General features: G+C 39.8%; 7 protein-coding genes. 3 read left to right on the top strand and 4 right to left on the bottom strand.

Annotated features, from left to right (window positions below):
• Positions 1-56: 56 nt before the first annotated feature.
• Together L2735_RS02205 and L2735_RS02210 are read right to left on the bottom strand one after the other, a co-directional pair.
• On the bottom strand, positions 57-3263 hold the full coding sequence (locus L2735_RS02205; protein ID WP_248983144.1) for an efflux RND transporter permease subunit: 3207 nt from the start codon (positions 3261-3263) through the stop codon (positions 57-59).
• A 3-nt stretch (positions 3264-3266) separates the two neighbouring features.
• Positions 3267-4463: an efflux RND transporter periplasmic adaptor subunit gene (locus L2735_RS02210; RefSeq protein WP_248983145.1), complete on the bottom strand. Its 1197-nt coding sequence runs from the start codon at positions 4461-4463 to the stop codon at positions 3267-3269.
• Positions 4464-4928: 465 nt separating this feature from the next.
• On the opposite strand from L2735_RS02210, the gene galE reads away from it, so the two are divergent.
• The gene (gene galE / locus L2735_RS02215) at positions 4929-5951 is read left to right on the top strand and encodes a UDP-glucose 4-epimerase GalE (protein WP_248983146.1); all 1023 of its coding nucleotides are present in this window, start codon (positions 4929-4931) and stop codon (positions 5949-5951) included.
• Positions 5952-6260: 309 nt separating this feature from the next.
• Here the strand turns inward: galE and L2735_RS02220 are convergent, their stop codons facing one another.
• A complete protein-coding gene (locus L2735_RS02220) occupies positions 6261-7316 on the bottom strand; it encodes an SMP-30/gluconolactonase/LRE family protein (protein ID WP_248983147.1) in 1056 nt (351 codons plus the stop codon).
• A 418-nt stretch (positions 7317-7734) separates the two neighbouring features.
• On the opposite strand from L2735_RS02220, the gene L2735_RS02225 reads away from it, so the two are divergent.
• Together L2735_RS02225 and galK are read left to right on the top strand one after the other, a co-directional pair.
• Positions 7735-8787, top strand: coding sequence for a UDP-glucose--hexose-1-phosphate uridylyltransferase (locus L2735_RS02225; protein ID WP_248983148.1), 1053 nt, complete (start codon positions 7735-7737; stop codon positions 8785-8787).
• Positions 8788-8804: 17 nt separating this feature from the next.
• Positions 8805-9971 carry a galactokinase gene (gene galK / locus L2735_RS02230; protein WP_248983149.1) on the top strand — a complete coding sequence of 389 codons (1167 nt, stop codon included), beginning with the start codon at positions 8805-8807 and terminating at the stop codon, positions 9969-9971.
• A 146-nt stretch (positions 9972-10117) separates the two neighbouring features.
• Here the strand turns inward: galK and L2735_RS02235 are convergent, their stop codons facing one another.
• Positions 10118-12103 carry a CRTAC1 family protein gene (locus L2735_RS02235; RefSeq protein ID WP_248983150.1) on the bottom strand — a complete coding sequence of 662 codons (1986 nt, stop codon included), beginning with the start codon at positions 12101-12103 and terminating at the stop codon, positions 10118-10120.
• Positions 12104-12137: the final 34 nt, after the last annotated feature.

A 12137-nucleotide genomic window follows, 5' to 3' on the forward strand; every position in this document is an offset into this window, starting at 1 on the left:
GCCAGTAAACATAAGTTTAACTGGCTTTTTAATTTTGTGACTAATTTAATATTTTATTACGAAGTTTGCCCAGTGATTTCTTGAACCGATTTAGGCGTTGACTGCTCCGTTGGCTCAGGCACATACATTCTCCATATGCCTCTTACAATGCCGCGCATATCCTCAATAGCGATATAAAGACACGGAATTAAACACAGTGTGACTACAGTGGCGAACAGCACACCAAATGCAAGTGAGACCGCCATTGGAATAACCATTTGAGCCTGCATACTGGTTTCAGTCATTATTGGCATTAATCCAATAAATGTGGTTAATGAAGTCAGCATAATCGCTCTAAAACGACGACAACCCGCGTTAATGACTGCTTCATTTAACGGTACCCCACGTTTACGAGAATTATTGACATAATCCACCATTACAAGTGAGTCATTCACAACTACACCAGCTGCTGCAATTATGCCGAATACCGATAGTGCACTTAAATCAATACCTAAAATAATATGACCCAGCATTGAGCCAATTACCCCAAATGGGATCACAGACATGATCATGAACGGCTGAACATAAGATTTAAGAGGAATTGCTAACAGGCTATAAATGACTAACATTGAAATAATGAAGTCTCGCAATTGCGTATCTGCACTGTCTAACTGTTCCTGAATATTCCCTGAAACTTCGCTTTTTACTCGCGGGTATTTAGTCAGTAATTCCGGCATAAAGTTATCACGAATATCTTTGGCTAATTTAAAGGGTTCGGCTTGTTCAGCATCAACCGATGCCCACACATTAATAGTACGATTCCCATTCTCACGGCGAATGCTATTAACACCTTGAACAACATCAATATTGGCAACTTCAGATAAAGGTAACTCTGCACCTTGAGGTGTTTTAATCAATACCTCTTGTACTAATGCAATTGAGTTACGTTGAGCTTCAGGGTAACGAAGCATTACCTTTATTTCTTCACCATTTCGAATGATCCGCTGGGCTTCAAGTCCATAGAAACTGTTACCCACTTGCGATGCAATATTGGCTAAAGTGAGTCCAAGACTATGGGCTAATGGCTTTAAGTTAAACTGAACTTCTTTAGCCGATGACTGACGGCTATCGTTTACATCACTCACGCCTTTTAGTGTATTCAGTTTATCTTTTAATGCCTGAGAGGCTGCAATAAGCTGAGCATCATCATTACCTTCCAGTCTAAAGCTAATGTCGCCATCGTCACGACCGCCTCCAAATAGGCTATCTTGAACTTCAAAGGATTTAACTCCCGGTATTTTAGGCATGGCTTGACGCCACATTTCAGCGACTTCGAAGGTGTTTATTGGCCTAATTGCAGGATCCACAAGTTTAGTTCTGACTTCTGCACGAGTTCTGCCTTGAAGTTCAACTTGTAACTCAGCAATCATGCCTTGTCCGTATTGATCTTCTAGTTGTGACTCAACCTTCCTTAATGCTTCTTCAATGGAGTGAGCAGCATCCAATGTGGCTGTTTCTGCGGCATCGACATTCATTTCTAAACTAATGCGTGGAAAATCATGAGGAATTTTGGGTTGGCCAATAAAGCGAACTAAACCACTGATATAAAGCGCTGCACAAATAACAATGAGCATTACAAATGTTGAAATAACCGCATAACGATATTTCACTGCCAGTGTCAGACTTGGCTTGTAGATATTGCCAATAAACCACGTTAAGTTTTTCTCAATTTTACCCTGAACAAAGTTAACGCCATTTCGTAACCAATCTAAAGGGTTTTTAGAACCGGGTTGAACGACTTTTGGCTTGTTCATATGCGCTAGATGCGAAGGTAGAATTAACTTGGATTCCACTAAAGAGAACAGCAAACAAAGGATTACCACAAAACCAATTGCTTGGCCGAAAGCAGAGGAAGGGCCGTCATCTAAAGTAATGGGAAGAAATGCTGCAATGGTTGTTAAAACACCAAAAGTTGCAGGCATGGCTACACGTTTAACACCGCGGATAACACTATCAATATTTTGGCCATTTTCTTGGCATTCGGTATGAGCACTTTCACCCATAACAATGGCATCATCTACCACAATACCCAGAACAAGAATAAAGGCGAATAAACTGATAACGTTAATTGTGACATCAATAAATGCCATTGGCATGAATAGCAGGGTACCTAAGAAACAAACAGGCAGACCCATCATCACCCAAAATGCTAATCTGACGCGCAAAAATAACGCCAACATAAAGAAGACCAATACCGCACCTGTTTTCATGCTATCTAGCATTAAATCAAGACGACCATCAAGGTAGTAGGTCATATCAACCCAAGGCTCAAGTGTGACGCCTTCAGGTAATAAAGCTTGTTTTTTAGCAATGTAAGTTTTCATCGTATCAGCGACATCAGTGATACTTTGATTTTTAGCCGCGCCGACAAAAAAAGTCACCGCATTTTGACCATTAAACTTTGAGTATTGAATACCTTCTTCAAACCCATCGTTTACGGTTGCTACATCACCTAACAGTAAATTAGTACCGTCATCTAATGTGAGTAAGGGTAAATCTTCGAACTCATAACCAACGTAGGCTTGGTTTTCTACACGTAAGTTAATATATCCATTTTCGGCTTTAATCTGTCCAGCAGACATATTACGTGAATACCCACGTACAGCTTCAGCAACATCATTAAAGTTAAGCCCAAATTCACGCAGTCTATCCTTACTGACTTCTACGCTAATTTCGTAATTTAACCCACCGTAAAAATCTGCAATATTAACGTTAGGTAGCTGCATGATTTCTTTATGGATTTTTTCGCCTAAATCTTTTAATTGGCGCTGTGATAAATCCCCATAAAGGCTCAAATACATCACTTCCTGACGTATTTTAATTCTTTCTACTTTTGGAAATTCCATTCCAGCAGGGAAGGTCGATACCGAACCAATTTCAGATTTAACTTCATCAAGTACGATTTGTGGATCGTACGAATCTTCAATACGGAAATAACCGTTTGCTTGATTGCGATTGGAATAGGTAATAACACGCTGTAAGCCTTGAACGGTTTCTAACGCTTGTTCAATTTTTACTGTAATACCTTCTTCCACTTCTTGCGGGGCTGCGCCTGGGTAAACTGCACTGAACTCAATCCAGTTTATTTCGACCGCAGGGAAAAATTGTTTACGAATAGTATTAGCGGTTAATAAACCCCCTAATAAAATAATGATCATCAATAGGTTTGCTGCAACACTATTTCGTGCAAACCATGCAATTAAGCCTTTATTAGTATCTTCCATGAATTATTCCTTATCATCCATGGCGATAGCAGTGTCAGAATCGACTCCTACTTCAGGCTCGGTTTGTAAAATCTTATCTTGAGGTAAAGCAACCGTCATTCCTTCAACAGGGTAATCTAACGCTGAAGTAATGATGTTCATCCCATCTTCTAGGCCACTTGAAATGATGACGTTACTGCCATCTTGTCTGATGATGTTCACAGGGAGGTATCTAAGCTTTTTGTCACTGTCCATCGTAGCAACAAGGCCGTTAACTATGAGGTGGCGCGGTACAACAGCCACTTGACCAGCATGGGTTCCACCAATGTGGGCTGTTACGTAAGTGCCATAACGAAGTTCTTTGTGATCTTTTTTGAGTCCATAAGGGTCATCAATTTCAGCCACTAAATAAGTCATCCGACTCTTACTGTCGATAACGCCTTCACTGCGAACAATCGTTCCAACCCATTCTTGTTTTTCACCAGCAAAATTACCGACTAGAGTCACTTTGGCATTAGCGCCTTTACGATCTAAATATTGCATTTCTTTATCTGCAAGCGGTAAACGTACTTCAGCTTTATCTGTGCTATATACCAGACCGATAGGAGAACCATTACTAACATATGCCCCTAATCCGATATTTCGACTCCCGATCAATGCGTCATAGGGTGCTCTGATAATTGCACGTTCGAGATTGCGCTGGGCCCGAAGTAATCCAGCTTCTGCACTTTTAAGTTTGGCAATTTCTTGCGCTAGCTGCGGTTTACGTAAACTTAAATCACTTGGCTTACTGTCAGTAATCTCGGCCCACTCACGTTCTGCTACTTGAGCGTTGGCCTTTTCTTGAACGAGTGTTGCTTTTGCTGATGCTAGATTTGCTTGGGCATCTAATAAAGCTGACTCATAATCACTAGGGTCAATTCGTGCGAGTACATCGCCTTTTTTAATGAAACCACCCTTAACAAATGAATCGGAAAGGTAAGTAATTTCACCACTGACTTGAGCGACTAACTCAGTGTGATACTTAGCATTGACAACACCATAAGAACTCACTGTAAATTTCATCGGCTTATAGTTAATGGTTTCAACCGATACTAGCGGGGTGTTATCTACAGGTGGTTTTTCTTCTGGCGGTTTTTGCATTGAAACAAGCAAGCCCGTTATCAATACACCCACACCTATAATCCCAATAGGTAGAATAATTTGCTTTGCAGTAGCCACGACACTTCCTCTTGTTGAAGCTAAATCACAGACTGAGTCTATGACGATAATGAGTTAATAGTATTATACGGTTATGTTACATAGATTGTTAAACCCTTACTGTTTCAATGTGTAATTTAATGTGTCTGATTCATATAAGTTGTTAGTTGTAAGGGAATAACCATAAAAACAGTCATTTAATTGTAGTTTGTGTCGATAGTGTGTATTAAATTGACCTAATAAATAACTCGATAGTTTGAATAAGCAAAGTGTAATGACACGCTTATGTTAATTATTTGTTTAAGAAGATGTCAGGGATGAAGCTGCTGCCCGAGGGATGATAACTTATAAGAATAATGGCTAAAAAAGGCCTTTTTTTGTTTGTTTTAAGGTATGCATTAGAACCAACTAAAAGTATTATTGTATTATCTCCATAGGCTTAGATAAATTACGTCACTTCATTTGTGATTGTTAAAGGGACAAAAGATGAATGTTTTAGTAACAGGTGGTGCAGGATATATTGGTTCTCACACCGTTTTATCATTATTAGAAAATGACAGTGACGTCATTGTTTTTGATAACTTATTTAACTCAAACATTGAATCTATTAAAAGAGTAGAGACCCTAACGGGTAAATCTGTTGAGTTTGTTGAAGGTGACATTAGAAATAAAAAGCAACTATCGTCAGTTTTAAAAGCGCATAAAATAGATACAGTCATTCATTTTGCAGCACTTAAAGCAGTAGGTGAGTCGGCCCAAATACCTTTAGAGTATTATCAAAACAATGTACACGGCTCCGTCTGTTTACTAGAAGCTATGGCTGAACATCAGGTGAATAATTTTATATTTAGCTCATCAGCGACAGTCTATGGCGAAGAAAATGAAGTGCCGTATGTGGAGTCAATGAAATTAGGTACACCTTCAAGTCCTTATGGGGCAACTAAAGTGATGGTTGAGCGTATAATGGCCGATACTGCGGCTTCTAACCCTGCATTTAGAGGTGTTTCTCTTCGTTATTTCAATCCCATTGGCGCCCATGAAAGCGGTCAAATTGGTGAATCGCCTAAAGGTATTCCAAACAATCTACTGCCTTATGTTGCCCAAGTCATGGTGGGTAAGCGTGAAAAACTGAGCATATTCGGTTCAGATTACCCAACTAAAGATGGTACCTGTGAACGCGATTACTTACATGTAATGGATTTAGCAGAAGGTCATGTAGCGGCAATGAATTGGTTAAATACCAATACAGATTTTACGGGGGTTGAATCATTTAATTTAGGCACTGGTAATGGTGTGTCTGTATTTGAAATCGTTAATGCCTTCGAGCAAGCCGTTGATAAAAAGATCCCGTATGAAGTCAGTCCACGTAGAGCAGGTGACTTACCCGCATTTTGGGCTAATGCTCAAAAAGCCAATTCGCAACTAAATTGGCAAGCTAATCGTTCACTAGAACAAATGATGGTTGATACTTGGCGCTGGCAGTCTGCAAACCCGAATGGGTATGAATAGGGAATAGTTTCGACTTTCTAAAGTGACAATCCAACTGATTGTCATTTTTTACCGGAATCAGAATGATATTTAACAATATAATGATCGTATTGGGTTAGTACGCGGTCGACAGTTAATAACCAAGCAGTATATGAATTAGATTACGGAGTCTTACCGAGTTATTACAGTAGGATGAGTTGATTTTTATTGTACTTAATAAACCTGTAGTGGGTAGCTCCGCATCTTACAGGTCAAGTTATGTGTGAAAAAAAGGTACAGAGTTGATGTTGATAAGGATGAAGTCATTATCATCAATATAAATGCAAACCGTTATTTCATTATCTTCAAATTAATACTCAATATTTTTTGATGTGCGGTAATGTAAAGTTTTGAATAATCGCCATTAAATGCAAGATTTGCCGCTATGATGGGTAAATCGATCTTAGCGAGTAATTTTGCTGCTTTATCAAATAGAAATATACCATTTGGGCCCGTCGCAAAAATAATGCCTGAAGGGTGTATTTTAAGCCCATCTGGCAAACCGTGGTCAGCTGCCGTGGTTGGTGGCAGTTCATAAAAAACTTTTTTATGAGTCACTTGCAAGTTTTCATCAAGTTGATATTGGTACCAAGCTGGTTTGTTAGGGTCAGATGCGGCTACATAAAGTGTACGCTCGTCTTTGGTTAATGCGATACCGTTAGGGTACACAATCGTGTCATCTATTAAAGTGAGTTGGTGGTTGTTATTTAGCCTATATACTCCTTGAAAACTCAGCTCTTTAGCCGGATCATTTAGTTTACCTTCGAGTCCATATGGTGGGTCGGTAAAAAACAAACTCCCGTTAGCCGTTATTACGCCATCATTTGGGCTATTGAGTCGTTTATTGCGGTAACTGTCGATGATAATTTCATATTCATTGGCAGGCTGAGAGAGTGAAGCGTTCATTTTGGCAATTTGACGACTACGTGATTGTAATAAGACTAACGCGTTTTGTTGATCGATAACCAAACCATTTGAAAAGCCGCTGTTTGATAAATATTCACTGAGCCCATTTTGCTCATCATATTTAAAGACTTTATGAGTCGGTATATCTGAGAAAAGTAAGTAATTGCCCAATGATGACCACACCGGACCTTCCACCCATTCAAATCCACTTGCTAACACTTTAACTGGTTGATTGGGATCAAGCACATTAAGCGATTCGGGTGAGTATATTTGATATATACCCTCAATCGTCGCCGTATGGTTCTGCTTAGTTTCGGTATGTTTGGACGTTAGTTGTGCGCTAGATGAGCTGGTACTGATGGTTTTGGTGCTGCAGCCAGCTAAAATAAACACAACAATTAGCCATAGCGTTAATTCTTTAGTGAGATGACTGATCCTCATTTTTAATCCTTTATTTGATACGTAAATGGTAAATAACCTCAATGTAGCGGGTATTCAACCAAAATTCAGAGAATGACGGTTCACAAGCTGGGATTGTGGAGTTAACTCCCACTCACCGATAATTGATTAACATTTTTGGGTATGTATCTTGTTAGGATACGATACTACATAATTGTATTAAGTTTATTGTTAACAATATGTTTTATTTGTGCTAGTTTATCATAGTTATTTAACTTTGTTCAGTTAACGTAAACTCGGTTTGTGTACGTCATATTCAGTGCTGAATTTTGTCAGTCTTTCTGAGAGCGGGTAGGAAAAATAATTTTTCACGCATGCTTTCAATAGCTAGGGTGTTTTCAATAGCTAAAGGGCTTTTTTACAAAAATTGATGTTTTGTTGATATTTTGAGAAGGTAATCATGCAGCAAGAAAGTAATCTATTTGACCCAACAGAACACCCTCATCGTCGATATAACCCTATGACGAGTGAGTGGGTACTTGTGTCGCCTCATCGTGCAAAACGCCCCTGGCAAGGGCAGGTTGAAAATGTGGATGAAGAAGAAAAAAAGCCCTACGAGCAAGAGTGTTACTTATGTGCTGGTAATGTTCGAATCAATGGTGAAATTAATCCATCTTATTCTAAAACTTATGTTTTTGAGAATGATTTTGCTGCTTTGAAAAAAGATACAGTAAAGTTTGTACAAGATGACCCGTTATTTAAAACGCATACTGAACAGGGTGTCAGTCGAGTGATTTGTTTTTCTCCTGATCACAGCAAAACCTTGCCACAGCTTTCAGTTGAAGAGTTAACCTATGTTGTACAAGCGTGGAAACAGCAAACTGAAGAGTTAGGCAAGCATTATCAATGGGTACAAGTGTTTGAAAATAAAGGTGCTGTAATGGGGTGCTCAAACCCTCATCCTCATGGTCAAGTGTGGGCACAAAACCAACTTCCGACTTTAGCGAACAAAAAAAATAGCGCTTTTAAAAACTATTTTGAGCAGCACAATAGTAACTTACTTAACGATTATGTTGAGCGAGAACTATCTGAAAAAACACGGGTTGTCGTCAGTAATGAAGATTGGGTTGTTGTGGTTCCTTACTGGGCCGCGTGGCCTTTTGAAACCTTGTTACTTCCCCGATTTGCAATTCAAACAATGGTCGATTTAACCACTGAACAGCAAGTTACTTTGGCTGACATTGTTAAACAGATTACCACTCGTTATGACAACTTGTTCAACTGTTCATTTCCATATTCTATGGGTTGGCATGGTGCACCATTTGATGGCCGCCAGCATGCTGAATGGACATTACATGCGAGTTTTTTCCCACCTTTACTCCGTTCAGCAACGGTTCGTAAATTTATGGTGGGTTATGAAATGATGGCTGAATCTCAACGTGATCTCACGCCAGAACAAGCAGCAGAACGCTTAAGAGGTGTGTCTGCTGTTCATTATAAATCTCACTCGTGATAACTGGCAGGCCAACCATGAATAATGAATTGATAAATATCGTCAGTAACACCTTTTCTAACGCGTTTGGTTATCAGGCTAGTCATTTATTGCAAGCGCCAGGTCGGGTTAATTTAATTGGCGAACATACTGATTACAATGATGGGTTTGTATTGCCTTGCGCAATAAATTTTGCTGCAGTAGTTGCTGCCAGCCCACGTGATGATAATTTGGTTAGGGTAATATCGGTCGATTATAATAATGCCGAAGATGAGTTTTTGATTGGTGCAAACATAGAGCCATCGAATCAAACTTGGGCTAATTATATTCGTGGCGTGGTTAAGCACTTGCATTTAAGAGGGCTTGAATTTAGCGGTGCTGATATTGTGGTTAGTGGTAATGTGCCTCAAGGTGCAGGGTTAAGTTCATCAGCTGCGTTGGAGGTGGTGATAGGGATGACGTTTAAATCACTATACGATTTACCTCTGACATCCCAAGAGATTGCGCTAAATGCACAACAAGCTGAAAATCAGTTTGTTGGCTGTAATTGTGGCATTATGGACCAATTAATTTCAGCACAAGCTGAGAAAGATCATGCATTGCTGATTGATTGCCGCTCTTTACACACCACCCCGGTTATAATTCCTAATAATTGGCGCATATTAATTGTTAATTCAAATAAACAACGCGGTTTAGTGGACAGTGAATACAATACTCGGCGATTACAGTGTGAACAGGCTGCCGAATTTTTTGGGGTAAAGGCGCTTCGTGATGTTGATATACATGAATTTAATTTACGACAAGCAGAGTTAAACCCTGTGACCGCCAAGCGTGCTAAGCACATTATTACCGAAAATCAACGTACCCTTGATGCAGCCGAAGCATTGAAGTCCAGTAATATGCCCGTATTGCAAAAGTTAATGGCGGAGTCTCATGCTTCAATGCGGGATGATTTTGAAATAACCGTTACAGAAATTGACGTATTAGTCGACATAATGAAAACCGAGATGGGTGAGTTAGGCGGTGTGAGAATGACCGGTGGCGGCTTTGGTGGCTGTGTGGTATCAATATTACCTGCAAACCTAGTTGACCGAGTCGTCAATGCGATTGATGCACAATATACCCAGCAAAGTCAGTTAACGGCTTCCGTATTTATTTGCACCGCAGAGCAGGGCGCACAAGTGCTGTCGTTGTCTGTTAGGTAAGTCTGATAGTTAACATTGGATAGATGATTGCCCGATAACGAATAGTTATCGGGCAATGTTGTTTTTACACTATCGCAATGACATTTGGGCAATAACGCTATAGCAATGACACGATGGCAATTTACCTGACTGAAGAGTGACCGGCACTAGTTGCCCATTTGTAACCATTGGTCAGCGGTAATATTGTGTTGTTGCAGCTGGCTATTATCTCGCCATGTTACGTTTATACTATTAACGACAGACGTAGCACCTAAACCAAAATGGACTAGGTTCATCAAGCTTTGTGAATGAGCCGCACTCACTGAACCAACCGTAAAGGTTTGTGTGACAGGTTTATTATCTTCAGTGTGTTGATAATTTATCACAACTTTTGCGCCTATTGGATCAATGCCGCTGTCGCTGTATCCCACATTTATATTAATAAAATGACTTTTACCTTCGATGGATTTGGCATGATTAACTCGATTCTTAAACACATGCCACTGACCGTTATCATCGTCACCACTGATAATATCAACAAAACCATCGTGATTCATATCAAAGGCAGCCCCCATATCGCCATGAGCTTGAGTGCCTAAGGTTGTGGCGCCATGTTGAATAATTTGTTCAAATTCCCCTTGATTATTGAGCAACAATATATCTTCAGTTCTTTGATTTAATTCACCAAAGCGATAAACAAAGAAATCACGGTAACTATTATTATCAAAATCGGCGCTGATTACGCCCCAATTATTATCTTTTGATTGAGGCGGAAGTCGAGATGATATATCGGTAAAGCGTCCGTTATCATTTAATAACAATATGTCATCGACCCCGAGTTCCTGCGGCTTCCAGTTGGGTTGTACTGAGGTAACGCCCACAATAGATGCTCTGATGTCCCAAGCTAAATTATCATTTAATTTCCAGTCAAGACGCCATTGATGTTGCCCTAAGTTTTGCCCTTGTTTAACAATGCCTAAATATTGAAGATACCAACCTGACATATCAATACTGGTTTTGCCTACTGCTAACTCTGGACTGATCATCACAGGTGTTTGAGGCGGATTAATACGGGCTGGGGTATCACCAATAAATACTGGTAATTTGATGAGCTTAGGTCCGCGAGGAAAATGGTAAAAATCTGTTAGGGTAATAGGCCCTTTACTCGTAAAACGGATACCATCTTGACTTTTATTGCCTTCATCACGAATATCCAGTCTTGTAAGTTTTTCGTCAAAAGACAGCGCGTTATTCGCTATTTGATAATATGACTTTCCTCTTGCCAAATACAAATCAACATCACCATCGTTGTCTATATCTGTTTGAGCCACAGCAGTGACAAACTCAATGTCTTGCAGATGTGGTGGCAAGTACTGAGAGGTACCATTGATATATTGGCCTTCGGCTTGTCCTAACCATATTTGTAATGCGGAATAGGCATTGAACGTTATTAGGTCGGGGTATTGGTCATCATTTAGCTGAGTAACCAGTACTTTTTCGGCATCAATATCTTCAAACAACGGGCTAGAATGGTATACAAATTGCCCATTACCTTGATTGATAAATAACAAATTACGAGGGACATTTTCATTTACCATTTTTTCTGCGTTAATTTGAATTAAGTCTAAATCACCATCATTATCCACATCTAACCAACGTGCAGAGCGCCCCCTTGCTCCCATGTTTGCCAGTCCACTTTCAGCGGTAACATCAATAAATTGTCCTTGATGTTGTTTGAATAACCTTGGGGGTTGAGGGCTGGTACCATTACCTCCGCCTAAGGTGATTATCACATCAACTTCTCCATTCTGGTTGTAATCGCCGGCTGAAATACCATGAACATCAGCTTGACCAAGTAAGTGTTGTCCTGCGGTAAAGGTGCCTTCCTTGCTGCCATAAAATAACTGAGTTGGCCATTGGTCATGATTGGTTAACAGTAAGTCATAGCTACCATCTCTATTTAAATCAACTGTCGCTGGCCCACCATATTTCCAAGCAGGAAAAGAACTTAGCTGACTTTTTTCTGTCACTTCTTTAAAAAAAGGTGTCATCGGTTGGGCAGCAACAGCGTGCATAATATTCATCGCTGTAATTGTGGGAATGGTTAAAAGGGTAAGAGAGATAATGTGTTCAGAAATCCGTTTTTTACTCATAGGTAACCTCACTGTTATTTTGTTAACAATAAAC

The organism is Shewanella olleyana (genome assembly GCF_023283825.1).
GTDB lineage: Bacteria > Pseudomonadota > Gammaproteobacteria > Enterobacterales > Shewanellaceae > Shewanella > Shewanella olleyana.

Coding starts and splice junctions, on each gene's coding strand:
- L2735_RS02205 (WP_248983144.1), bottom strand. CDS start 3,263: ATGGAAGATACTAATAAAGGCTTAATTGCATGGTTTGCACGAAATAGT.
- galE (WP_248983146.1), top strand. CDS start 4,929: ATGAATGTTTTAGTAACAGGTGGTGCAGGATATATTGGTTCTCACACC.
- L2735_RS02220 (WP_248983147.1), bottom strand. CDS start 7,316: ATGAGGATCAGTCATCTCACTAAAGAATTAACGCTATGGCTAATTGTT.
- L2735_RS02225 (WP_248983148.1), top strand. CDS start 7,735: ATGCAGCAAGAAAGTAATCTATTTGACCCAACAGAACACCCTCATCGT.
- galK (WP_248983149.1), top strand. CDS start 8,805: ATGAATAATGAATTGATAAATATCGTCAGTAACACCTTTTCTAACGCG.
- L2735_RS02235 (WP_248983150.1), bottom strand. CDS start 12,103: ATGAGTAAAAAACGGATTTCTGAACACATTATCTCTCTTACCCTTTTA.